24 protein-coding genes are annotated in these 24,997 nt (G+C 51.0%); 9 read left to right on the top strand and 15 right to left on the bottom strand.

Going from position 1 to position 24,997, the window contains the following annotated elements:
* Positions 1–134: 134 nt before the first annotated feature.
* Positions 135–761 carry a nitrous oxide reductase family maturation protein NosD gene (locus tag IPI63_RS07160; RefSeq protein ID WP_292477635.1) on the top strand — a complete coding sequence of 209 codons (627 nt, stop codon included), beginning with the start codon at positions 135–137 and terminating at the stop codon, positions 759–761.
* 73 nt (positions 762–834) lie between these two features.
* Positions 835–3,036, top strand: a complete 2,202-nt coding sequence (locus IPI63_RS07155; RefSeq protein WP_292477634.1) for an STT3 domain-containing protein — start codon at positions 835–837, stop codon at positions 3,034–3,036.
* An 80-nt stretch (positions 3,037–3,116) separates the two neighbouring features.
* Here the strand turns inward: IPI63_RS07155 and IPI63_RS07150 are convergent, their stop codons facing one another.
* Positions 3,117–3,827 (bottom strand): dipeptide/oligopeptide/nickel ABC transporter ATP-binding protein, encoded by a 711-nt coding sequence (locus IPI63_RS07150; protein WP_292477633.1) that lies wholly within the window; start codon positions 3,825–3,827, stop codon positions 3,117–3,119.
* A complete protein-coding gene (locus tag IPI63_RS07145) occupies positions 3,818–4,753 on the bottom strand; it encodes an ABC transporter ATP-binding protein (protein WP_292477632.1) in 936 nt (311 codons plus the stop codon). Before IPI63_RS07145 ends, IPI63_RS07150 begins: the two co-directional genes overlap by 10 nt.
* A gap of 186 nt (positions 4,754–4,939) precedes the next feature.
* On the opposite strand from IPI63_RS07145, the gene IPI63_RS07140 reads away from it, so the two are divergent.
* From IPI63_RS07140 to IPI63_RS07125, 4 genes are all read left to right on the top strand, one after another.
* A complete protein-coding gene (locus tag IPI63_RS07140) occupies positions 4,940–6,199 on the top strand; it encodes an ABC transporter substrate-binding protein (RefSeq protein WP_292477631.1) in 1,260 nt (419 codons plus the stop codon).
* Between the two features lie 292 nt (positions 6,200–6,491).
* Complete coding sequence (locus IPI63_RS07135; RefSeq protein ID WP_292477630.1) at positions 6,492–7,205, top strand: DUF4198 domain-containing protein; 714 nt, start codon at positions 6,492–6,494, stop codon at positions 7,203–7,205.
* Positions 7,202–7,981, top strand: a complete 780-nt coding sequence (locus tag IPI63_RS07130) for an AAA family ATPase (RefSeq protein ID WP_292477629.1) — start codon at positions 7,202–7,204, stop codon at positions 7,979–7,981. The genes IPI63_RS07135 and IPI63_RS07130 overlap by 4 nt, the downstream gene beginning before the upstream one ends.
* Positions 7,981–8,181, top strand: a complete 201-nt coding sequence (locus IPI63_RS07125) for a CooT family nickel-binding protein (RefSeq protein ID WP_214064700.1) — start codon at positions 7,981–7,983, stop codon at positions 8,179–8,181. Before IPI63_RS07130 ends, IPI63_RS07125 begins: the two co-directional genes overlap by 1 nt.
* A gap of 502 nt (positions 8,182–8,683) precedes the next feature.
* Here the strand turns inward: IPI63_RS07125 and IPI63_RS07120 are convergent.
* The 12 genes from IPI63_RS07120 to IPI63_RS07065 all read right to left on the bottom strand — a co-directional run bounded on the left by IPI63_RS07120 (position 8,684) and on the right by IPI63_RS07065 (position 21,802).
* A complete protein-coding gene (locus tag IPI63_RS07120; protein WP_292477628.1) occupies positions 8,684–9,073 on the bottom strand; it encodes a hypothetical protein in 390 nt (129 codons plus the stop codon).
* 113 nt (positions 9,074–9,186) lie between these two features.
* Positions 9,187–9,654, bottom strand: coding sequence for a pyridoxamine 5'-phosphate oxidase family protein (locus tag IPI63_RS07115; protein ID WP_214064698.1), 468 nt, complete (start codon positions 9,652–9,654; stop codon positions 9,187–9,189).
* Between the two features lie 309 nt (positions 9,655–9,963).
* On the bottom strand, positions 9,964–11,631 hold the full coding sequence (locus tag IPI63_RS07110; RefSeq protein WP_292477627.1) for a hypothetical protein: 1,668 nt from the start codon (positions 11,629–11,631) through the stop codon (positions 9,964–9,966).
* A gap of 842 nt (positions 11,632–12,473) precedes the next feature.
* Positions 12,474–12,857 (bottom strand): ABC transporter permease subunit, encoded by a 384-nt coding sequence (locus IPI63_RS07105; RefSeq protein WP_292478213.1) that lies wholly within the window; start codon positions 12,855–12,857, stop codon positions 12,474–12,476.
* 205 nt (positions 12,858–13,062) lie between these two features.
* Positions 13,063–14,337, bottom strand: coding sequence for an MFS transporter (locus IPI63_RS07100; RefSeq protein ID WP_292477626.1), 1,275 nt, complete (start codon positions 14,335–14,337; stop codon positions 13,063–13,065).
* A gap of 45 nt (positions 14,338–14,382) precedes the next feature.
* A complete protein-coding gene (locus IPI63_RS07095; RefSeq protein WP_292477625.1) occupies positions 14,383–15,123 on the bottom strand; it encodes a class I SAM-dependent methyltransferase in 741 nt (246 codons plus the stop codon).
* A gap of 48 nt (positions 15,124–15,171) precedes the next feature.
* Positions 15,172–16,461, bottom strand: a complete 1,290-nt coding sequence (locus IPI63_RS07090; RefSeq protein WP_292477624.1) for an ABC transporter substrate-binding protein — start codon at positions 16,459–16,461, stop codon at positions 15,172–15,174.
* Between the two features lie 193 nt (positions 16,462–16,654).
* Positions 16,655–17,494 (bottom strand): nickel transporter permease, encoded by an 840-nt coding sequence (nikC, locus tag IPI63_RS07085; protein ID WP_214065797.1) that lies wholly within the window; start codon positions 17,492–17,494, stop codon positions 16,655–16,657.
* Positions 17,478–18,413, bottom strand: a complete 936-nt coding sequence (nikB, locus tag IPI63_RS07080) for a nickel ABC transporter permease (RefSeq protein WP_292477623.1) — start codon at positions 18,411–18,413, stop codon at positions 17,478–17,480. The genes nikC and nikB overlap by 17 nt, the downstream gene beginning before the upstream one ends.
* A gap of 86 nt (positions 18,414–18,499) precedes the next feature.
* Positions 18,500–19,270 (bottom strand): class I SAM-dependent methyltransferase, encoded by a 771-nt coding sequence (locus IPI63_RS07075; RefSeq protein WP_214065796.1) that lies wholly within the window; start codon positions 19,268–19,270, stop codon positions 18,500–18,502.
* Between the two features lie 516 nt (positions 19,271–19,786).
* Positions 19,787–21,241, bottom strand: a complete 1,455-nt coding sequence (locus IPI63_RS07070; protein ID WP_292477622.1) for an ABC transporter substrate-binding protein — start codon at positions 21,239–21,241, stop codon at positions 19,787–19,789.
* Positions 21,242–21,631: 390 nt separating this feature from the next.
* A complete protein-coding gene (locus IPI63_RS07065) occupies positions 21,632–21,802 on the bottom strand; it encodes a hypothetical protein (RefSeq protein ID WP_292477621.1) in 171 nt (56 codons plus the stop codon).
* A 501-nt stretch (positions 21,803–22,303) separates the two neighbouring features.
* Between IPI63_RS07065 and IPI63_RS07060 the strand changes: the two genes are divergently transcribed.
* Complete coding sequence (locus IPI63_RS07060) at positions 22,304–22,678, top strand: GerW family sporulation protein (protein ID WP_214080421.1); 375 nt, start codon at positions 22,304–22,306, stop codon at positions 22,676–22,678.
* A 226-nt stretch (positions 22,679–22,904) separates the two neighbouring features.
* Here the strand turns inward: IPI63_RS07060 and IPI63_RS07055 are convergent, their stop codons facing one another.
* Positions 22,905–23,468, bottom strand: coding sequence for a nitroreductase family protein (locus IPI63_RS07055; RefSeq protein WP_292477620.1), 564 nt, complete (start codon positions 23,466–23,468; stop codon positions 22,905–22,907).
* 125 nt (positions 23,469–23,593) lie between these two features.
* Here IPI63_RS07055 and IPI63_RS07050 point away from each other — a divergent pair, with 125 nt between their 5' ends.
* A complete protein-coding gene (locus IPI63_RS07050) occupies positions 23,594–24,058 on the top strand; it encodes a hypothetical protein (RefSeq protein ID WP_292477618.1) in 465 nt (154 codons plus the stop codon).
* A gap of 177 nt (positions 24,059–24,235) precedes the next feature.
* Entirely contained in the window at positions 24,236–24,856 is a 621-nt protein-coding gene (locus tag IPI63_RS07045; protein WP_214065055.1) for a hypothetical protein, read from the top strand.
* Positions 24,857–24,997 lie beyond the last annotated feature (141 nt).

Below are 24,997 nucleotides of genomic sequence, written 5' to 3'. Positions count from 1 at the left end.
ACGAATATGGGATCTTAACGAAAAAGTTCTAATAGGAAAATGGGGTCAAAATACGATTTATGCATGCACGATCAATAATAATGATCCTTATCTTAATTCTGATCATAGGGTATGCGAACGCTGCCCGGATCTCGGTGGCGCCCGAAGGTGCAGATCATAGCAGCATCCAGCAGGCATTGAATAATGCCAGCGATGGAGATGTTATTGAAGTGCAAAGCGGCCATTATATAGAGCACGTCCATGTCCTCCACTCAGTGGCCCTGATCGGCCTTGATACCGGCGGCGGACGCCCAGTGGTGGACGCCAATAAATCCTCCACTGCCATCACATTGAGGGCCAATGGCACCCGGATAGAGGGCTTCAACCTCACCGGCTCCGGGGGATGCGGATGTGGCAATGCCGGGATACTGGTTGACTCCTCTGATAACATCATCCGGAACAATATCCTCTACAAGAATCGGTATGGCATTTACATCGAGGAGGGGGCAGTGAACAACACCATCTACGGCAACGATTTTCTGGAGAACAGAGTCCCGGCAAGTGATACTGGTGGCAATCGGTGGAGCATGGAGGTGAAGGAGGGAGGTCTGCTGGGATTGTTCAAGGCTGCAAAGCCCATGGGAAATCATTACAGCGATTATGATGAGCCAGACGAGGGCTGCAATGATACCAACCTAGATGGCTTTTGCGATGAGGCCCGGATGATCGGGAAGGGGCCGGGGATCGATGAGCATCCGCTGACAGCCCCCGTTAATGTTTAGGAAGGGGGCCATTCGCCTGACTTGAATTGCTGCTCAAAGGCTTTATATTGATCGAATATCTTTGATAAGAAACATGGACCAGGGGAGGAGAAGCGAGCCGCTTGAGCTCATTGCTGTCATTTTTTTCGGACTGATCTTGAAGCTCTTTGCCGGGCGGAACTCTCTTACTGAAGACGGCATAATGCTCCCGGGCTATGATGAATACTATCATATGCGCAGGATAGTGCATGGAGCAGGCAGTTTTCCCGATGTCCTCTGGTTTGACTCCTACCTCAACTACCCTCACGGCCTCTCCATAAGCTGGCCCCCCCTCTTCGACCAGATATCTGCTGCTTTGTGTATCATTCTGGGCCAGAATACAATAGCGGGGGTGGAGATGACGGCGGCCTTCGTGCCGGTGGTCATCGGCCTTCTGGCCCTGGTTGTGGTCTACTATATGATGCGTGAGCTCTTCGACCACCGGGTTGCCCTTCTGTCCAGCATTATGGCTGCCCTTGCCCCCTATTACCTCCTGTATACTATGGTTGCCGCCACCGACCATCACTCTTTAGAGGTATTTCTTCAGCTCCTCTCCCTGCTCTTCCTCATCCTGGCCGTCAGCCGGCCCCAGAGAAGGTGGCTTTTTGCCTCTGCCAGTGGAGTGGCTCTGGCTGCTCTGGCCTATACCTGGCAGGGCGCGGATGTCTATCTCGGCGCTTATCTGCTCATTGCTGCCGTTGCCCTGAGCCTTGAGCTGCGGGACGGCTCGCCATTGAGGGTAGCTCCCACCCTGCTGGCAGCATTCATCCTTGCCCTCCTCCTGGTCCTGCCCTATAGAGATACGCTCTGGATGTCCCCCTCCTTCTTGGGATTGGCGGCCATACTCGCCGCCCTGGCGATCATGCTCGCCCTGGCCCTCCTCCTGGTGCGGAGGGGAGCATCCTGGAAGGCATTCCCCCTGGCCATCCTGGTGGCATCCCTTGCCCTCATTCTCCTCTCCAGGCCATTGGGAGGTCTGTTCGGGCTGGAGAGCCTGATCCGCATGGGATTGGGATACATCTGGGGCGGGGGGATGATCGGCCTGATCGGCGAGGCCGAGCCTTTGATCTACAATATGGAGACATTCTCTCAGGTGATGTTCTCCTGGTTGGGATTGAACATCCTGCTATCCCTGGCGGGTGCCGCGGCCACCATGATCTATCTGCGAGGAGTGAAGGGCGAAGGGAGGCAGGCATTGCTGCTCTTCCTGATGTGGGCGGTCTACTCCCTCGTTCTCACCTTCGGCCAGTCCAGATTCCTGTATCTATCCACCATATACATGGGGATGCTGATCAGCATATTGGCATTCTATATCCTGGATAACCTCAAGAAGAGCTGGGAGGAGGAGGGGAAGAAGACTCCGCGTTCTCTGGCGGCGGCAGTCATCCTCGTGCTCATTCTGCCAACGGCAATCGGTGCCATCTCATTTGCTCAGAGTACCCCGCCGGCAGTGGCAGGCGACTGGTATGAATCTCTGCTATGGCTGAAGGAGAATAGCAATACGACCAGCTTCTATGCCGATCCGAGAGAGGCTCCAGAGTACAGTGTGATGAGCTGGTGGGATTATGGCAACTGGATACTCTATCTATCAGAGCGAGCAGTGGTGGCAAACAACTTCCAGTCCGGGGTGGAGGATGCCGTCCGGTTCTACCTGACGGAGAGCGAGAGCGAGGCGGCGGGGATCATGGACTCCAGGGGAGCAAGATATGTATTCGCCGATTACAGCATAGCCTATGGCAAGCTCGCCTCCCTGGCAGAATGGGGAGGTGAGGATGTCAACAGCTATATGCTGCGGGAGGATCGCGGAGACCAGGTCTCGCTCATTCACACAGGAAAATTCTTCGATACCACACTGGGCCGGCTTTATCTCGTCGACGGCACCGGCATGGGCCGCTTCCGTCTGATATACGAGTCGCAGACCCTCCTGGGAGGCAATCCGGGGAAGAGCAAGGTCAAGATATTCCAGTATGTTCCCGGGGCATTGCTCAGAATTCATGCCGGTCCAGATCAGAAGGCAGGGGCATTGCTAAATATGAGCTCCAATAGGGAGAGGAAGTTCGTCTATATCAACCAGGCCACCTGGAATGGGGATGTACTTGAGCTGAGAGTTCCCTATTCCACTGAGAAGAGTTATGAGACCCATGCCCTTGATCCTTATCTGGTGTTCTCGGGCAATGAGGCCGGGGTGAAGACGCAGATGGTCGAGGTGAGCGAGGAGGATGTCCTCTTGGGCAGGAGCATTGATATCACCTTCTGAGATGGGTTTTCTGCTGTCTGCTGCTGTCTGCAGCATATACTCCCATTTATCAAATGGGTAAGCCGGGCCTCTTTGCCGCTTTAATTGTCGATTGTGCTTATTATCTTTCCTTTTTCCATGACAGCGATCCTGTCGCTCATATGTCTCATGACGTCCATATCATGGGATATGAAGAGCATCGTCAGGCCGAACTCGCTCTTGAGGTCCATCATGAGCCGCAGGATCTGAGCCTGCACAGAGACATCAAGAGAGGCAGTGGGCTCATCGGCAACGATGAACTCCGGCTTTATGGCCAGGATCCTGGCCAGGACCACCCTCTGGTTCTGTCCGCCGCTGAGCTGATGAGGGAAGCGGTTGACATGCTCCGGGTTCAGGCCCACCACGTCGACGAGCTCTAAAACCCTCTTTTTCATCTCCCCCCGGCTCATCCCTCCCCTCAGCTTCAGCCGGAAAGGCTCAGAGATGCTCTCCCCTATTCGCATCCTGGGATTGAGGGATGACTCTGGATCCTGAAAGATCATCTGCATCCGGGGCCTGAGCTTTCTCATCTCACCCTTCTTCAGCCCGATGATATCTGTGCCATCAAAAGTTATGCGGCCTGATGTGGGCTCGACCAGCCGCAGGAGCAGCCTTCCCACAGTGGTCTTGCCGCAGCCGCTCTCTCCCACCAGTCCCAGGGTTTCCCCCCGGTTGATATGAAATGAGACTCCATCTACTGCTCTTGAGTATTGCTTATTTATCAATCCGGAGGAATAGTACTTCTTCAGATCCCGCACCTCTATCAGTGGCATAAGTAACACCTCGAAGAATGCCCCCTTTCCAGTCTGATCATCTGGGGATGCTCTCTCTTGCAGATCTCCATCACATAGGGGCAGCGGGGGTGGAATCTGCAGCCAGAGGGCGGATCGATGAGAGAGGGGCTGGACCCGGATATGGGATGCAATCCCTGGCTTGGCAGCGAGCGGATGAAACCCTGGGTGTAGGGGTGCTGGGGATCGCTCAATATCTTATCTGCCCCCGCCTCCTCTAAAATCTCGCCGGCATATAAAACCGCAATCCGGTCGCATATCTCCCCGGCAGCGGCCAGATCATGGGTTATCATGAGCATCGACCGGCCTGAGGTCATATCCTGGATCAGGCTGATGATCTCCGCCTTGGTTCGGGCATCAAGCCCCTTGGTGGGCTCATCGGCGATGACAAAAGAGGGATGGCTGGCCAGCCCCATAGCGATCATTACCCTCTCCTTCATCCCTCCAGAGAGCTCGTGGGGGTATTGTTCAGCCCTCCTCTCCGCTTCCGGGATCATGGCCGCCTCCAGCATCTGCACTGCTCTGGCTTTCGCCTCCCTTTTCCCCAGGCCCAGGTGCAGGCTGATAACCTCTGCGATCTGGTCTCCTATCTTCAGGACGGGATTGAGGGAGGTGGTGGGATTCTGCAGGATCATAGCGATCTCCTTTCCCCTCAATCTCCTCATCTCCTCCTCTGTCAGGCGGAGGAGGTCCCGCCCTTTGTAGATCATCCTGCCCTCAACTATGGCAGAGGGGGGCAGCAGGCGGATGATGGACATGCCAAGCACAGTCTTTCCGCTACCGGTCTCGCCGATCAGCCCCAATCGCTCGTTATCTTCTATTTGCAGATCTACAGAATCCACCGCCTTCACCAATCCATCCGGGGTGGGAAAATGAGCCTTAAGATCAATTATGTCCAGCATAACCATTGATAGGGCAAAAGGATTTCTCCATAATAAAGATTGCTACAAAATGGCACCGATGTTAAGATCAGCCCTTGCCCTGCAGAGCTGCTTTTGCGAGCAGACTAGTCTTAATAAATCATACTTTTATCGACATACTTATAAACAGATGGATCAGTCTCAGTACAGCCTTGGCAATTGAGGTGACGGACTGTGAGCAAAACGATCTACGCATTGATCTCATTGGGATTATTGCTGATCCTCTCCGCGACCGCCCAGGAGTTCACCCTGGATATCTTCGGCAATGCGAATGAGGACGGCCTGATCGATGAAGAGGACATAAGCTATGTGCAGGGCATCCTGGATGGCAAGAATGAAAAGACCGATCTCTCTGATGCCAACCGGGATGGAAAGGTGGATGAGGCAGATCTGGATCAGATCAAGAAGATCATCCAGGGGACTGAATCTGAGATATATTATCTCGATGCCTTTGGCAATGCCAGCCGGGTCAAGCATCCCTTGGAGAGGATCGTTCTGGTATATGACAATACGGCAGAGATCATCCGCATCCTGGGTGCAGAAGAGAGGGTGGTCGGGGTGGATTCTGAGGGGAGCTCCGGCGCCATTGGAAAGTACCCCACCTACTTCCCCCAGTTCATTCAGACTGCCTCCATCGGCAACAGAAACGATTGCGATGTGGAGGCGATCATGAAGCTCCAGCCGGATGCGATCATCATCGGCACAAAGGCCGGCTGCCCTTATCTCAAGGAGAAGCTCAGGGGCTCTGGCATAGATGTGGTCCATCTGGAGACCTGGAGCAAGGGGACGCCATCTCTTTTCACCATCGCCTATATGCTGGATGAGGTGGATAAGGCGCTGGAGTACCAGGAATGGAAGGACGGATATCTGGATATGGTTGTTGAGAGGGTAGCTGCTATTCCAGAGGACGAGAGGGTAAGGGTCTTCGTTGACCGGCCGGGCAACACCACAGTCGCCCGGGGAAGCGGCTACTCAGAGGCGATAGAGCTTGCTGGAGGGATAAACATTGCTGCAGACCTGGGGGATAGCCTCCGGGTGGATGGAGGCATCTCCTCAAAGAACACCCTGCCCCCAGTGGAGACCGAATGGGTGCTGAAGCAGAATCCGGATGCGATCATTGGACTGTCCTGGAATGGTGGCTATGAGGTGGATGATGAATCCGTCCTGAAGGAGCGCCATGATGAGATCATGGGAACAGCAGGATTTGGCAAGACCGATGCAGGAAAGAATGGCCGGATCTATGTGACCTATTTCATAAACACCCTGGGAGCAGGAGATCATATTGGCGTGCTGTACTTTGCCAAGTGGCTCTATCCCGATCTATTCCGGGACCTCGATCCAGAACAGGTGCATCAGGAATTCATCGATAGGTTCCAGAATGTGGACTACGACCTGAAAAAGCATGGAGCATTCGTTTATCCTCCAATGAGTTAAAGGCTGCAAATGGTTCCCCCGGATCCGGTGGGCGGAAGATGCAGTGATTGAGGCCACCCTGCATTCAGCCGCTTTGCATCTGCTGCTTTGCATCTGCTGCTTTGCATCAGCGGCCCCGATCTTCCGCCTTCCCCCCCTCCGGTTGGAGGGGCAAACCGAAGCATAGAAAAGTAGCATTATTTTTAATTTTTGATTTAATGTATTATTACAAAATATTATTGTCATAGGAAAACTTATTAATAAACAAACCTTACAACCCCAATCAATCACACCTGCAATGAGGATTGGATATATGCAAGAGAGAAATCTATCATTGATGATTCAGGGCCATGAGATATGGCTGGAGAGATCGAAGATCGAGAAGGATGATGTGGAGCTTTTCCTTGTCTACGGCCACAATATGCGCCAGGATGGCGTGGCCGATATCAGCAGGTTTTCGCCGTTTGTCTTTCGTCCTGACGGAAGCAGAGGAGAGGCCGTTTTATCAGCGGGCGATGATCGCCATTCAATGAGGTTCAAGGCAGAGAACGCCGGCCACTACACTGCTTTCGTGGACATGGGCACCACCGTCTGGTCTCAGACCAAAGATGGCTACAATCAGGGGCCAAAATTCCAGTTCAAGGATGTTATCTATGCTGGAGCTTACAATCAGATGGCCAAGACGATAGTCTCTGTGGGAAATGGCAGCAGTTACACAGGCCGGCCATTGCATGGAATTCTGGAGATAGTGCCCAAAGAGCCCTTCTGCCGCACCGGGCAGGAGATCGAGCTCTCCGTCCTGTACGAGGAGAAGCCACTGGCATCTGCTGAGGTCAAGGCCGTCTCCAAGAGGGAGGGACGGGAGATAGCATCCTCCAGAACGGACGGGACTGGTGTGGCAAGGATTCCCATCGATGTGGAGGGAGAATGCATGTTCTTGGTCAGGCATGCTGATGGGACGAAGAGGGTGAACGAGGAGTTCGACGAAACCGTATTTGTCAACACTCTCGTTCTGGAGTCCCGATGAAACGGATCATCTTCTCAGGAAAGGGTGGTGTGGGCAAGACCACCATCCTCTCCAATCTGGCCAGGCTGCTGGCCCGGGATGGCTATAAAGTGCTGGTCATAGACTGCGATCCGAGCATGAACCTGGCCATGTCCCTGGGCATCTCGCTCGACGATATAGTCTCCCTGGCAGATGATAGCGCCCATCTCCGGGAGATGCTCGGCTCACATATGGAGGAGCATGATGAGCATGAGATGGAGTGCACTGAAGAGGATCTTCACGAGTTCATCCTCCCGGCAGCAGACGGAGTGAGGCTGATAGTGATGGGAACGATCCCCTTCGGCGGCGCCGGGTGCCTGTGCGCCCCCATATCCCTGGTCAGGCTGCTGGTGAACTACCTGGCATCCGACACTGAGGAGTACGACTTCATCTTTGTCGACTCTCAGGCCGGGGTGGAGATCTTCGGCCGGGGGCTGGCCTCGGAGTTTGACCTCTCCTTCGTCATCACTGAGCCCACCCCCAAGTCCTTGGAGGTGGCAAAGCACGGCCTGAAGCTGGCGGGGGATCTGGGCGTCAAGAGGCAGATCGTGGTGGTGAACAAGGTAGAGGTCGATGGGGACCTTCAAACAGCAAAAAGAGAGCTTGATGGAAACGCTCAGCAGATAATGTCTGTGAGCTATGATCGAGAGGTGGTGGAGGCGGACAAGAAAGGAGCATTGCTCCTCGATTATTCCCCTCAGTTCAGCTCCCTTCAGGATATCATGAAAGTGAAGCAGTTCATGCTTTCGGTGGAATAATGTGCGAATTTACAGTATATCTATTGGATGATGGTACAGGAGATCGTCAGATGATGGCAAAAGGCATCCTCGTTGCCAGGAGAAAGGAGGGAAAGGTGCTCTTAATGGATGGCTTCGGGGGCATTACACCAGTGGAGAATGCCACTATCGAGGAGGCGAATACCCTCTCTCAGGAGATGATACTGAAGAGGATGAATTAGAATTGATGAATTAATTAGTATCGGCGAGGGGGTGGCGAGAGTGGCGACAGAGATGACGGGCTTGTACCCCCCTCATCTTAGCCGGAGCCAAATGATAAGCATTGAAAACGATACCTGCGATTGCCATTCTTGGCTCTAACTCTTGGAATCGCTGTAACAGCGACATGTCCTGCCTTGCAGCACACTTGGCGAAAGCGCAGGACCTTAGCAGGACCTTACCACGTCTGGATACTTCATCAAGCGCCATGAGATGAATGGCTCCCAAGTAGGCCGTCATCCCGTGGCCACATGATGGAGAGTTGAAATGTGAAGCGATCACCAATTCATCCCGCAGATACGACCTTATTTGCTACATATACTAATCCCATAATATCATTTATATGTTTTTTGGGTCGATATTACTGGACAGTTCATACAGTCAATGCTATCTGAAAAGCTAAGATGGCTATCCAGGACCTGTTCATCATCCCCTGCATTTTCTGTTGAACCATAAGAGCACTGCCTACCAAGGTACTACGTAAACCACGCCATCTCTATCTTGTCCTTTTAATAATTCGCAATGCCTGAGAATGGCTATTTGGTTTTGAAGTTCATTGGGCGATATTTTAAGCTCCTGAATGATCTCAGCTGAAGTGGCCCCATTTCTTGACACTATAAGGTCGTAGATCCTTTTCTGCAAATCAGTTAGCCCTTCTGTGCCCTCTTGGCCTGCGCGTTTTCGTAAGACCGTCTTGGAGTGAACACCCCATGGATCGCAGGCTTTGATTTTTTGATGTATATCTAAATAGCATTCTTCACAGATGAACAGATCACCTTCTTGAAACATGTCCTCCTTTAAAGCCTCTTGGCCGCAGTTTGGACATTTAACGATGGAGTTTTTTTCGTTTTCCACCTAGCATCACGCCTTTTGCTATTTTTATCATAATATCTCAATATATCAATGCTGCTATTCTTATGGCCACAATCAGATTTTTCCCGCATGAATTCATGACTCTCATGAGGGAATCATTCACCCTCTGACTCCGGCATATTGGAATAGATCTCTTCAACAGTGATTAGAACTGCTGCCTTCGGTTTTGATTTCTTATGCCGCTCGCCCATTCGTCTAAATTTCTCCTTAATTTTTGGATCGCTGATCTCGCTGAGAAGATCCTCATGCCTCCGGGAATTCTTCATTATTTCCAGGACTTTCTCAAACATATCTCCTTCAGTATAGATTCTTGCTTTCCCCTTAAGCTGGAAAGACTCCCATCGTTTCACATCAGTAAAAGACATGGCAACCTGTGGATTGTCTTCCAGGTTTTTCCTTGTTTTCTTGAACATCATATCATGAATCAAAATCTCGTTCTCGCTTATGGCGTGAGCCATACCGATAGGAACCACATTTGGCTTTCCATCTTTGGTCGATGTCGCCAGGTAGACTATGTTTTCATCCAGCATCTGTTTAATCTCAGTGCTCAGTTTTATATTCATCAACTCACCACCAGTTCTTAACGCCCTTTGATATTTCCAATCCAACCAGCCACCCCATGCCCCGGGCGATGGAGGGTTTCCAGGCTGAGATGGTCAAGATATCCATTCGCTAATTATCGTATATTAGTATGAGGATATATATCTTTTCTTGAGTCTTTTAAACAAAGAACCATAAGATTTTAGAGTTAATGAATTAACAGATACCCGGCTTTGGGGCGGCGAGAGTGGCGACAAGATGATGGACTTGTACGCCTCCCTCATTTTAACTGGATTTGCATCCCAGCCTATTGGCTGAGATACATTGTTCATTTATTCAACTTCTGCGGGCGAATAGATGTTATCTGGAGTATTATTAGTTGCCAGACCCGTATTACCCACCAGATTACCAAGCAGTTCTATGAAAATACCACCACCTTCTTTTGCACAGTTATTTGAGATCTTAGCGTTTCTCAGGTCGAGCGTGCCTCGGTTATAAATTGCTCCACCCTTTTCTTTTGCCTGGTTATCGATGATGGTTACTTTGCCATCCAGCCTTATTTGGCTTCCTTCATCTATGTAGATCGCACCTCCTTTTCTGGCAGCGTAATTTCTTTCAATTGTAACATCGTTCAATGTGGCGTTACCAATGATAAAAATGCCTCCGCCATCTCCGCCAAAAGTATCAGGAATGCTGTCGGTCTGATCAACTCGTTCACAGCCCGTATCGGTGCATTTAGATAAACTTAAAGAAGTTAATGTTATTCTTTCAGGCAATTTAATACCTTTAGCTACGTTATCTGAGATTATTCCACCATTTACGATTAAATTGCCTTTAAATACATTTATGCCTCCTCCGTAAAATGCCTTGTTGCGTCGTATATCACAGTTATCCACAGTCACATTAGATTCTGAAGCATAAATACCGCCGCCAGTCCCACATGTTTCATGCAAATTCTCAACCATGGCTTCGTTATCGAGAAGGGAACAATTCTCAATAAGCGCATTTTGTCCGAAGATGAAAACGCTAGCCCCAATACCGGCGTTAAAACAGTTATCCGCCATCTTACTGTTCAGAATTTTGCAGCCCGTGGCTATTAATGGGCAATTAAAGGCGTAAATCGCACCCCCAGATCCTCTATTGGATTCGAAGGATGTCGAATCTATTATAAGACTGCCGCCTTCACTACTGATGGCACCTCCTGTATCTCCACGGTTGTATGAAATGGTGCAATTTCTCACGATCACCTGCATGCCACTCCTGAAATCATTCCTGTATTCTTCACGGATCTTCTGCAGGTCATAGCTATCTTTTCGCAGCACGGCTCCCTTACTGGAGATGCCACCTCCCATAGATGCTATATTTTGGGAAAATGTGCTGTTTTCCACGATCAATTTTCCTCCCTCGTTAACCACTGTACCATCATGAAGAGCGAAGTTATTCGTTACTAAGCTGTCATTTATCCACACTTCACCGTATTTATTGTAAATACTTGAACCATTGTATGCTATATTGTTACCTAATAAGCAATCATCCAAGATCAGCATTTTGCCATGGTTGAGTATAGCCGCGCCAGTCTCACCTTTGCAGTTTATCAATTTGATATTAGATAGTTTTACTTTTACTTGGGGATTGTTTTTGCCTATGGCCAATGCACTGCGCAATCTCCGACCGTCTATGATTGCCATCCCTTGTCCTTTCAGGGTCAGGTTCTTATCAATCTCTACAAGAAATCCCGAAGAATTCTGGTCAGATTTATACCAGCCTGGCTGTAATTCGATGGTATCACCATCTACAGCACTGTCTATCAACTGCTGTAAAGTATCATTATATGAAGACAGAGATACCAGTTCAACGCCGTAAATGCTAGTCCAAACCCGCCCGTAGCCTGATCGCAGATCCACATCCCCCATAACAGCGTGTTCAAGCTCATCCGCCTGTCCATATACTTCCCCTAATGTGATTAAGAATATTGCTAATGCCAGCAATTTTACGTTCATAACTGATTTCCTCCTAGCAGGTAACTAAGCATAACAATGCAAGCCTGAGCTATCCCAATATCCATACAAACAGCATACATGCGATCTTGAATAGCTAAAACAATTGGGACAATGCCCATCAACATAACAGTTATTGGAATATTGGCATGTACCTGAATATATAGTGGCACAGGATATTATGTGCCAACTAACTGCATCATCAAGGGCTCCTTTTTCTCGATCACTGCAGTTTGTCCTTTGCTCACATTTTGTATCATTTTCAATAAGACTACGGTTATCCCTTGCAGTCCTTTCCAACCCAATCGGTGTCGATGTTGACTGATTCAAAGCGACGCTATTATTTGGCAAAGGAGCAAACTCAGTATTAGACTGATTCTCTTGTAGTTCGAGTTCTGTTTCTGCACCTTGATTCTCATTACCTTGAGCGGACATTACGACATGCATACAAGAAAGTAGTATGCATACCATTAATACATTCCATTTCAGTAGCATACCTCCTGATTATCAATACAAAGCACCATTGTATTCTAAATATTTAAAGATATTGGAATGCGCGGAGTGCACACCTGATTGTCCTTTACCACATCGACATTGGCCAGTTCGCTTCGATTGAGGACTTGATCTCTTGATGCGATCATCTTGGAGAGATCGTCCCACCCGAGGAGAGGCCGATGATCAACAGCCTGACCTGGGCAGTATGCTACCTGTTTGTGGGGACAGGGACATATGCCGGAGGAATTATGATGGCATGAAGGCATAACCAGATGCCGTTCCTGATAACCGGTGCACTTATGCCCTGACAGCATTCCTATTTTATGCATTCTTTGGCTGCGATTCATCCATCAGGATGGACTGGATGGATTGCCTTTTCTCGGGTCCAGTTGGTCACGCAGGCCATCGCCGATCAGGGTGAAACCGGTCACGCAGACGATTATCAATGCAGAGGGCACAAGAACCAGATGGGGATGGCCTGGGAAGACGGCAAATCCGTTCTTGATCATCATCCCCAGCTCTGGAGTTCCCGCCTCCACCCCCAATCCTATGAAGCTCAATCCGCTCACGCTGAGAAGCAAGCTCCCAAGGCCCAAGGTGATCATCGGTATCAGGGGGGCGATGGAGTTGGGAAATATGTGTCTTCCCATGATGTAGCTCTCGCTTGCCCCCAGAGCACGGGCGCTCTCGACGAATTGGTTTTCTCTGCCTGCTGCGCAGCTCCTCTCATATATCTTTCAATCCTCATATCTATGCCTCCTATATCTCTTGCATGCACGTCTATCGACCGGGATAGAATTGCAGGCGGTGATATGATCTGCCGCAGTTAACGGCTCGTACATTAATAAGCATTTCGACATCATAGCAATTAATAAAAAAAATCATAAAAAACGTGTTAACAAATATTCCTAAAAACATGCGAACCCATCTGGTGATGCACTACAAGGCCATCGATTTCTCAAGCTTGTTAAAGTATATGTAATAGAGCACTGCCGTTACACCGTAGAGCAGGGCGGTGATGAGAAAGGGCATACTGCTATACCCTTCAGCCATCATCATACCTCCGGCATAGGTGCCAATCCCCACAAAGGTGTAGCAGGCCATCCACATCACACTGTTTATTATCGACCTCTCCTCCGGCTTGACTATCTCCAGCTTGAAGCTGTTTAATATTGGGTTTGCCATATTCATTAGCATATATCTCATCACAAATCCAATCACAGCAAGGAGAAGGTTGTTGGTGTGGACGAACAATAAGAGGAATGGTATGGATAGGATCTGCACTGATGCCACCAGCTTCACCCGACCCGTTCTCTCAGCGAGGATGGGGACCATGAAGTATCCGAAGATCATAAAGAGCTGGGAGATGGAGAAGAAGATGCCGATCTGATTGGCATCCGCCCCCAGCACAGTAGCGAAATATACATTGAAATAGGGCAGAGAGGTTCCCCATCCGATCCCATACAGGCAGTAAAAAAAGGTCATCTGCCGGACAGCTTTTGATTTGAATATGGATATGTAGATGCCCAGTTGACTGCCAATACCATCTCCGTTCAGTGCCTTGGCCTCAGTGACAAATATCAGTGGCAGCAATGATGCAGTTGTGGCAATGAGGGAGAGATAAAGGGTCAGCCGGTAGGCTTCTGCCCCACCGATCTCAAGGGAGAAGATGCCGGCCATAACGCCGGGAAATGATCCGCCGATCATATTCCCGGAGAGAATGGAGAAGGTATAGATGAGCGAGGACATGGAAAAAAGATACATCCTCTCCTCTCTTGCCGAGTTCTCCAGGAGGAAGGTCGAGCCTGTGATCAGACTCAGGGAGCCGGCCATACCCATTGCCACACTGAAGAGCACCAATAGACTGGGCGAGGTGATGTTATAGAGGAATAGAAGGGAGAATACTGAGAGGAGAGAGGAGAGAAGAAGTGTCCTCTTCCGTCCCAGGCGGTCACAGACGAAGGCCGCCGGTATGGCGAAGAGGCCCATGGCGGTCGAGGAGCTGGAGAGGATCAGCCCCAGGAAGTCCTCGCCGAAGCCGAGCCGAAGGATGTAGAGATTGAATATCACCCCATAAATCCCCGCATTCAGGGTGGTGAGGAATACGAAGAGAAGGTACATTCTGGCATTGAAGCTGAAGCGCTTCACCTTGGCAGCATAACTGCCGGAGGCTATCAACATATTCCTGACCAGGATATTGAATCGCGGCTTCACTTGAATAACCTCAAAGAATAGTCCCGCTCAATCTCTCTTACCGCCTCACTTAATGCCTGTGATCAGGAACTGCCTGCCGCTGTGTCCATGCTTCAGATAGTTGAGGGTGAAAAGAAGCCTTCTATCAAGGTCATAGCTCACCTGGACATCCTTGAAGCCCAGATTCGAGAGCATCTCTATATCGATATCAGGCCTCTTCACATTGCAGGACCACAAGTTCCTTTTTATATCCTTGTCCAGCTCCCGGTAGCAGGGAACTCTCCTCTCTGCGAGCATGATCAGGAGGGGCGAGAGTCCTCGCCATAGCTGCCTCCATGCGGTGAGGCTTTTATGGTCAAACCAGGTGCCATCAATGATAACCAGCCGGCCTCCTGGCAGAAGAACCCTCTGCCATTCGGCCAGAGCCTTTTCCGGCTGGGGCAGGGTCCAAAGGACATACCTGTTGACCACAGCATCAAAGGAGCCGCTGGCAAAAGGCAGGCGCTCGCCATCTCCCTGCAGGAGCTGAATTGAGTTCTGCAGGGCAAAAGAGTTGGATCTGGCCCTCTTGAGCATCCCCTCTGAGGCATCAATGCCCGTGACCTCATGGCCCAGCTCGGAGAGAAGATTAGACAGAATACCCGGCCCCGTGCCCACGTCAAGAATCCTGAGAGGAGTGCTGCCTATAGCTTCACTGAAGATCTCCTGCCATATGCGCCTCTCCCGGGGTGAGTATATGACCTGCCTGACATTCTCATCATATGCCTTTGCCCTCCCATCCCAATGCCTGGTTATCCGATCCTTCATCTCAGGCTCCAGAAGGACGGATGGAAGGGGAAGAGAACTATCATGTCCTCATGCCCCCACCGGCCAGCGATTATATGGAGGATAGAGGAATGCTCCCTGCTCTTTGACGTCGAAGTCCATGCGGCAGAAGCGATCCACATATTCTTGATGTATGGCCGAGGGATCTATATCCTGGAATAGATCGGGATGTAATAGCTTGGCCACGTAAGAAGTGCCTATGATGTTGTTTCCCGCGCCTATAAGAATCCAAAAGCTCATGCAGTATGCATCATTACCTCTAACAGCAGCAGTATTTGCCAGCTCTGTACGATTCATCACCTGCTCTTTGTAGGCGGCCAGTGCCCGGGAGTTATCGAACTGATAGCCGCTATCCCAGCTTCCCACTGCCTTAAAGATATATTCAGGATCCTCCCTGACCACGAACTCAGGCTCGATATCCAGCATTGAGCCATATTTTGGATCATCCGGGCCGATCTTCTTATCGAGGATGTTCTTTCCCCCAGCAAGGGCCAGAACCTGGCCCAGACTGCTTCCCGATGCATAGCAGTAGTAGGGGGTATACTCAATGACGCATCTTGGCCTCTCATCATCGGAGAGGGATGCAGTTCTGCTCAGGAACAGATCATAGTATTCAGAGTACCAGTCTATGAACTCCTCTGCTTCCTGCTCTCGATCCAGTATGTATCCATATGTCCTTACATTCTTCACCAGAGTATCTTGCTCGCGCATGTTGAGGCTGATCAGGGGAATATCCTTTAAATTATTTTCAAAGATGCGCTTCTGATCCAATCCCCCCACAGTGAAGCTCGCCCTTTCTATATTTGTCTGGACGGCATCGGGCTTGAGGCTGACTATCATCTCATAGTCGCAGTCATTGGGGTCATTTCCCACAAAAGGCAGCTCAGCGAATTTGGGGAAGAATATTGCATGCTCAGTTCTATCCTGGCCGTAGGCGACAAGGATATCCTCTGCGCCCAGGATTCTGGTCATCTCCACCCCATTGTAGCCCATGTTCACCAGCCGGCGGATGGGCTTGTTGATGGTGACCGGCTCGCCCAGCATGTCAATGAATGTGAGCTTCTCCTCCCTGCCCTCCAGTATTGCCTGTATCTGTGCTATGTCCTCTTCATCCACCTTCCCATCGAAGTTGGCATCGGCAAGCTTGGTGGGCTCGATTTTGCCCGATACAATATCGTTGATATAATCCAGGTCGTCCTGGTTCAGATATTCATCCATATTGGCATTGCCATAGATCTCCAGGACAAAATCGGCTGCATTAGCAGGAGATAATGCCACTAAAGCATAGATCAGAATCCAGATCAGATGGTTTTTCATCATGACATCTTACCTCGCACAGAATTATAATCGGCGGTCATTTTTCATACGACGTTATATCCTGTTAATAAATATTGTGATAAATCAGGGGCTTTCAGAGCCCTCTCCGTCCAGATTCCGCCATTTCATCTCATTGGCCATCGATCACTTTCAGCCGCCTGAAGCTGCCTTTATCATCTATGGCGCGGGCCTGGGCCTAAGCATTCAATTCAGTGTCCCTCTTCTCGTACCTGGGATCCATCTCATCCCTCAGGCCATCGCCCAGGAAGTTGAAGGCCAGGACGGTGATCATTATGGCCAGGCCAGGGAAGATCATTATATGCGGTGCTTTCCTCATGAACAGCCGGCCATCATCGAGCATTGAACCCCATTCGGGAGTGGGTGGCTGCACGCCAAACCCCAGAAAGCTAAGGCCGGATGCAGCGAGGATGGCATAGCCTATGCCGAGGGTGGCGATCACAATCAAAGGAGAGAGTATATTCGGCAGGATATGCCGGGTCAAAATATAAGCATCTCCCGCACCCAGACACCTTATTGCATCGACAAACTCCTTCCCCCTTATGGAGAGAATGGAGCTTCTCACCACCCGGGCATAGCTCGTCCACTCCACCACAATCAGGGCAACAGTCAGATTGAACAGCCCCGGCCCCAGAGTGCCGGCCAGGGCCAGGGCGAGGAACATACTGGGAATAGCAAGAAAGCCATCGACAAGCCTCATGACGATGTCATCGACCAGGCCTCCAAGGTAGCCGGAGATGGTTCCCAGAAAGATCCCGATCATAAGAGAGCCAAGAATCACCATCATCCCGATGAGCAGGGATATCCTGGCCCCGTATATGGTCCGGCTCAGCACGCAGCGGCCCATATGGTCCGTCCCGAAGGGGTAATCCATTGTTGGCGGCTCCAGCCTGATCTGGGGGTTGGCAGCTATGGGGTCGTGGGGGGCGATGTAGGGAGCAAATACGGCAAGCACTACCAGAATTGAGATGATGGAAAGGCCAATCAGGATGTTTCTGTTCTTAATCGAGCTCATCATAGCGTATCCTTGGATCCAGGTAGGTATATGATATGTCCACAATTAAATTCAATGTTACGAATATAGCAGCAATAAAGAGCACCGACCCCTGGATCATGGTATAATCCCTCTTATATATGGAATCCACAACCAGTCCGCCGATACCAGGCCAGCCGAATATCCACTCTATCACCACTGAGCCGTTTAAAAGAAAACCGAAGCTGAGGGCGAGCATAGTCACCACCGGGATCAATGCATTTCTCAGGGCATGCCTTCCTATCACCACCCTCTCCGGAAGGCCTTTTGCCCTGGCGGTGATGATATAATCCTGGTTCATCGCCTCCAGCAGGCTTGATCTCATCAGCCTGGTGGTCATGGCAGCAGAGCTCGTCCCCAGAACGGTCGCCGGCAATATCATATGCATCAGGTCTCCCCCATGGCCGTATCCTGCTACTGGCAGCCAGTCAAGATAGATGGAGAATATCATGATGAAGATGAACGCCTGCCAGAAGTTGGGGATGGAGACCCCAATGAGAGCCCCGAGACGGCAGAAATCGTCTATGATCGTATTGCTCCTGACGGCGGCTATGATTCCCAGGGGAATGGAGATGACCAGGGATATGATCATGCTGAGAATGGAGAGCTTCAAGGTGGCCTGGAAGCATCTCATAATCCTGTCCGCCACCGGCTGATTGGAGATATAGGAGTATCCCAGATCGCCGTGGATGAGCCGATTGAGCCAGTTCAGGTACTGAATGTAGACCGGCTGGTCCATTCCCATTCGAACCTTGAACTTCTCAATGGCCTCCTGGCTGGGGCTGCCCTCGGGGCTGGTCAGAAGCACAACAGCAGGATCCCCCGGAGCGAGAAAGATCAATGAGAAGCTGATGACTGAGACCAGGAGCATTGCCGGTATGACCTGCAATACTCTCCTTGCCACATAAGCCAGAAGGCCCGTTTAATCACCAGCCTCATTTCCCTGGCCGGAAGGGTTCATCTGACCGGGCTGGATCGTTCTCATTGCATTCACTCTCCTCTCTTCGCCACATCGCCCGTCACCAGGAATGTGGGCTCGTGATACTCCAGCCTCCTCAGGAGGGAGCCCTTCTCATCCTGGAGCTTCTGCACCTCTATCAACTGGCGAAAAGAGATGTTGGACAGGCCTGCCTCATGGAAGATATTGCAGATCCTTTCCGGCTGGGAATGGCTGTAGAGGGGAAGATCCCCTTTTATCGAATGGTAGTGCTTTTTAAATCTCGATTGAATGGAGGGGCCGCTCTTCAAGCTTATTTTGGAGACTGCTCTGGAGATGCCCCGGCGGATCTGGGCATTGAGGGAGGGGTCAAACCAGGCTCCATCGATGGCCAGGATCCGGCCCCCACCCGACAGAACCCTAGACCATTCTCTTACAGCATCCAGGGGATGAGGAAGGGTCCAGAGCAGATGCCTGTTGACCAGCAGATCGAAGCTACCATCATCGAATGCAAGCTGCTCGCCATCCGCATGGCGAAAGTCGACCTGTAAACCCATCGCCCTGGCGTTCTCCCTGGCCTTCTCTACCATTCCTTTGGAGATGTCCACACCAGTCACATCAAAGCCCATCTCCGCCAGTATCAGGGCCATAAATCCGGGTCCAGTCCCCACATCCAGGACTCTCTTATGCCTATTTCCCGGGAGGAATGGCTCCAGTTCCCTCTTCCAGACCGCCTTCTCCTCCTCTTCGAATCCGTGGCTGCCATTGGTATAGCTCTGACTTCTCCAGTCCCAGTACTGCGATATACTCTCCTTCACATCCATGATCTTCCTCCAAATCCTTCATCTGGCCGAACTCATCTCTATATCCCAAAGGAGATCTTTGCTATAAGATGATACTAAGTAATATTAGTCATTTTAGTATTATCGATATATCATACTTATTGGCTGAATTTAGAGTCAAGTTAATAAATCTATTGGGCTCTTCGCTCTAGCCAAGAGTGTGGCTGCCACCTCCCTCATCCATCTGCCTCTTCAGCTCTTTGGTGGAATCAGGATGAGTGGGCCATGCCACAAAACAGCATGATCCTTTTTTTCAGGCAGCGATTGAATCGCACCTGAAGAATGAAAATGGTCACGCAAGAGCGCTAATTGAATCATTGAATCATTTTTCATAACAAGAGACAGGCGAGGCAAAAGACATAAAGGAGTAAAGATGTAAAAATAAAGATGTAAATGAATAAAGAAAATAAAAAAAAATAATAAAATTTAGATCAGAGCACATTCACCTTATCGGTGATTATGGTGATCTCATTGGGATATATCTCAAAGCCTTCCACCTTATCGCTGATCCCCCACCATCATCCGATCGTAGAACAGGAAGATCTCAGGACAGTCCTGCAGAACCCTCTCCTGGATCTGCTTGTATATCTTCATCCTCTCGTTCTCGTCCAGGGTCGATCTTCCCTCCAGAATCATGTCATCGATCCCTGAATAGCGGGTGTAGCCCGCCTCGATACCGCTGGAGAGGAACTGCTGGGAGACGAAGTAGTCCGGATCGCCGCTGGTTGCTGTGCCATAGGCATAGAGTGCTAGGTCATAGTCCCCTTTGCTCATGTCAGATGTTATGGCTGCACCTTCCAGGGTTGTGATTGAGGTCTTGATGCCGATCTTCTCCAGCTGAGATGCCACCAGCTCAGCAGAGGGCTTGTTGGCTGGCCGGCTGGTGTAGGTCTTGATGACCAGCTCAAAGGGCTGGCCATCATAAAGCCATGCCTGGCCATCCCAGGTGAGGCCTGCACTCTCAAGCAGCTCCTTCGCCCTCTCTGGATTGTAGGGGTACCCCTCGATCTCATCGTTTGCCGACCAGGGATAGTTCGAGGACCAAAAGCCCTTCGCTGGAGTGCCAGCCACCCCTTCCAGAGCGGAATCCACCAGCTCCTCTCTGTCGATGGCATAGCTTATCGCCTGCCTGACCTCCACCTTGTCCAGGGGGGGCTTGGCGGTGTTGACGAACATGAAGTAGGTCCTCATGGTGTCCTTGGAGACGACCTTGGTGGATGGGGCATCATCGATGGTCTCATACCACTGGGCCGGCAATGCCCAGACTATGTCCGCCTCCCCGCCCTCGAGCATCAGCGCCCGGGTCTCGGGCTGGGAGATGTAGCTGACTGTGGCCCTATCCGCCTTCACCGGTCCCTTCCAGTAGTTCTCGTTCTTCTCCAGTACCAGCTTCACATCCGGCTCGTAGCTGACGAACTTGAAGGGGCCGGTTCCCACTGGATGATGCTCCAGGTCAGTGGCTGCAGGGCTCACAATGCTGGCAATCCGGACATCGGCAAGGGCGGCCAAAGTGGGGGCATAGACCTCCTTGGTTGTGATCTTGATGGTGTGATCGTCCTGGGCATCGATGGAGTCCACAAAGTCAAAGCGATCATGCCACTTGTTGTTCGGATCGTCCATCACCCGGTGAAGGGAATAGATGACGGCATCGGCATTGAGCGGAGTGCCATCATGAAATTCCACCCCTTCCCGCAGTTTTATGATCCACTCCTTATCGCTGGCCATCTCATATCCCGTGGCGAGCTCGGGGACGAGGTTCATATCCTGATCAAAGGCGAACAGGGTCTCAACTATGCCCGACTCTCTGACATACCAGCCCGAATAATCAAATGTGGGGTCGAGATTGTCTCCCGGCAGGTGCTGCATCACCAGCCGAACATCCCCGGCCAGGGCGGAGAGGGGCATCAGTAGTAGAATACATATTGAAAGTATGCTGATCGTATGTTTTTTCATTATAAGATACCACCTTTCATCTGAAGAGAACCCTCTAAGATAAAACTTTTCCCCTGGTTGAAAATAATGGCATTTTGTCATACTGAGAAATTTTAGATCCTTCTCTGCCGGGGCGAGGCTGAGGATGCTAATCCTCCTCTTTTTGCCTTTGCTCCTTTACAGTGAGATCGGGATTCTTCTGCCCCGCCATAGATGGCGATTGCTGTTTGCTTCCGGTGGCAGAGGGCCTTATCACCTTGATATTGATCTCCCCGGCGCTTGTGGCAGGGGGCTCATGCTGGCGATATCAGAGATGAAAATCGATCCACTCCAGTGATCTGGAGGCGAATTTACACTCAAATCAAATCCAGCATAGATCTCATCCCAATGTAGATCTCCACCCTGCAGGATCTAGTCAATGAATCCTTGCGCCTCGAAGAGCAGGTCTCCCTTCTCATCCACCTCCCGGAAGACCGCCCAGGTGGCTCTGTCCCTGGGGACGGGATTGAGATCATTATCGAAGTATCTTATCTCTGAGCGACCCAGTCTATTCGGGCTGGAATCAACATCTCTCTTTCGCATAATATGATATTGAGCTCTACTTGTATAATAAATTTGCTACAGTAATAGTGAGTTTGAATTAAGTAGATAGTTGAAAATAGGATATCTTTATAAGAAAAAGCATAATTGATGATATGTCTATCTCCAATCGCGAAATTAAATATCAGAGTATCAGTAATCAGGGCGGGATATTGTAATCATATTGCCACCGGGATTGGCTCATCTATTTGGAATTAAAATCTTTGGATATTCTTCTATAACTAGTCAGCCCCGCTCGCGGAATCATCAAGAATTCGGACAGCGGAAAGAGTTCTCTGAGGATTGAATGGCTTCTCTTGAAAAGCTCCTCGAATAGCATCGATAGCTGAGCAGTAGTTCTCTTTAGCCGTGGAGATAAGCCCTCTAATGGGGCAAAGGGCCGCGGCCTCTGGGCAGTAGTTGATGATATAAAGCCTGCGGAAAAGAAGAAAGATTTTTCATCTATCCCAGACCATATATAATGCAAAAATTGGAGTCGAGGAAATGGAAGAGCTGAGCGATATCCTGAAGACCATCACCACGGAGATGCAAAAGTCCCTCTCCCCCCAGACAGCAGTGGGCGAGCCCATCACTGTGGAGGGAAGAACCATCATCCCTCTGATGAGTGTGGGAATGGGGTTTGGCGCTGGATCTGGAAAGGGAAAGGAGAGCGAACCGGGTGGAGCCGGCGGGGGCGGCCTGGGGATGAAGCCCATAGCAGTGGTGATAATCGATCCACTGGGTGTGAGAATAGAGAGGATGGCTGTGAGCCGTGACTCCCTGGTCGATCACCTGGTGGAGGCCGTACCCAGGTTTGTGGAGAACATCTCCCGCAAAAAGGAGACCCGGGTACAGATCGAGGGGGCAGAAGAGGGATGAAGAGCAGAGGTTTTTTCTGCATGCCAGATTGAAGGAGACTTCACTGCCCTCCCACGGACAGACCCGATACCATATTTCCTCGTCTTTGTGCCTCTGCACCTCTGCGGTGAGAGCAGAATGAACGAGCCTCACCACAAGGATGCCAAGGAATAGAGAAGGGGGATGTAGCAGGCTCTGCCATACATCCGCCACACAATCGAGCAGAAAGCCAATTATGAGCCGCGGCTCAGATCCACTGCAGCACCTTCGCCGCCCTTGGCTTTGCCTCCGGGACATCATTTGGATTTGGATAGCCGAAGATCAGGGGGGCCATCAGCTCGTGATCCTCTGGTATCCCTATCCTGGCCAGATGCTCCGGAGACTGGTTCAGCAAGGAGGCAAATCCGATAAAGCAGCTACCGAGGCCCTCCTGATAGGCGGCGAGGAACATATTCTGGGCGGCCAGTCCGCAGTCCAAGAGGTTGACTGTCCTCCAGTCAGGATTCTTTTTGACGCTGATGAGAATGAGCAGGGGAGCACTGTAGAATACCACATCCCTCCCCGACTTGAAGCTCGCCTCCATCTCCGGGGGGAGGGGCCTGGACTTCATCACCAGCTCTGCAGTTCTGGCTGAGAGGCTCTTTATGACCTCCCGGTCCTGGATGACAGTGAACCGCCAGGGCTGCCCGTTCATGCCCGAAGGAGCCCAGACAGCAGCATCCAGCAATCTGTCGATGACCTCTCTGGGCACAGGCCGGTCCAGATAGCTCCTCACACTTCTTCTGCCTTTAATGCAAAGATTCAGATCCATGGATTGATGCTGGCCTCAGATCTATATTAAAGGCATCTTCCCTGGCAAAATCGAAAATCTATTTCCTGGGATGCTCTTTATATCAATAAGGGAATGGAATAATGAAGATCTCGGAGGAATGAAGAATGAGATTGATAAAAGGACTGACCATATCTATGAAAATGCTCTTCGCCTTTGCCCTTATCAGGCCTGCCTTGGCCCAGAGCGATTCTCTGACCGATTATCAGAGGGGGGTCCTGGACGGCCTGGGCGTGGGATGGGAGATGGCCAAAAAGCATGATCAGGCACTTCAGGGAAGACCAGAGGAGTTCAATTTGGCCGTCCCGATATACAACGCCTGGATAGAGAATATATTCGGAAGGAATGAATCGCTGATGCTGCTGCCCGTATCCTCCGCCACTGCGGGGCAGGCCGCCCGGCAGAAGGACTCCTACTTCATAAGCAAGACATTCACCCCCATACACTCCCTGGATGCCAGCTGGAACCAGACGGAGATCTCCTTGCTGCCCGAGCCGGATGCTTACGGCCTTATCGATGGTGTTCCTGCCCATGCCTACTACTCCTTCGGCCCCGCCCTGGCGGACTTTTAACGAGTGACGATCCTTCCATCTCATGGGCCTTCATATCATGGAGCAGCTGAGCGATCATGAGGGAGTGATCAGGAGAGAGTGATCATGAGGAGCGATCATGGGGGAGCGATCCTGTCAGCATGATCACATTTATATTTCCCCGCTCCATCTGATACAGGAGGTTCGTGAGGTGCAAGTATGAAGTCGATGGCTCTGGCTCTGAGCATAATCTGTATCGCCGCCCTGGCGGCTGCCGGGCAGGCGGCGGGCTCTGCCGGTTTATTGGCCCAGAACACAACTGAGCACTCCTGGATATTCGTCAATGGCTACATGGATGAGTTCAGGATCCTTCAGACCCAGCCCGGCTTCGCCGGACAGAAGGCAGTGCTGGGGGCAAGCGGCAGCGGAATGGTCACCAGGAGCATCGACTCCTTCACCTATCGGGATGCAGATATGGATGAGACCTCCCTTGCCACATCAGTGGAATTCAATTACAAGCCCTATTATGCGCCCCTCACTCAAAGCGAGCTGAGAAATGCCCTCTGCGCCAAGAACTATGAGGTGGGCTCGGTATTCTCTGAGGTCTACTGCATAGATGAGGATCTGATCAAGGATACCAAGGCCTATCAGGACGACAGCATCTCTGTCTATGAGATAAGCTCTGAGATCCAGGGCTCGGCCAGGATCGGCCAGAGGGTGCAGAAGAACGCCCGCACAGTGCCCACTATGATGATGGGGGGGAGCTACATGGGCTATGCCCAGATCAGATCGGAGACCGTGGCAGGAAATATATCCATCCTCAACCTGCCCTGCCCCTGAATGAATAAGAGGGGATAGAGCATCAGCTGCAGTATATCTGCTATGCATCTGCCATGCACCTGCTACACACCTGCTATGCACCTGCTACGCACCTGCTACACACCTGCTATGCACCTGCTGTCCATCCCCCGGCCCGTCTGC

Origin of the sequence: Methanothrix sp., assembly GCF_016706325.1 — an archaeon.
In the GTDB taxonomy this organism is placed as follows: Archaea; Halobacteriota; Methanosarcinia; order Methanotrichales; family Methanotrichaceae; genus Methanothrix.
Note: the sequence above shows the minus strand (reverse complement) of the source record. Positions and strands in the feature narration are given on the sequence as shown.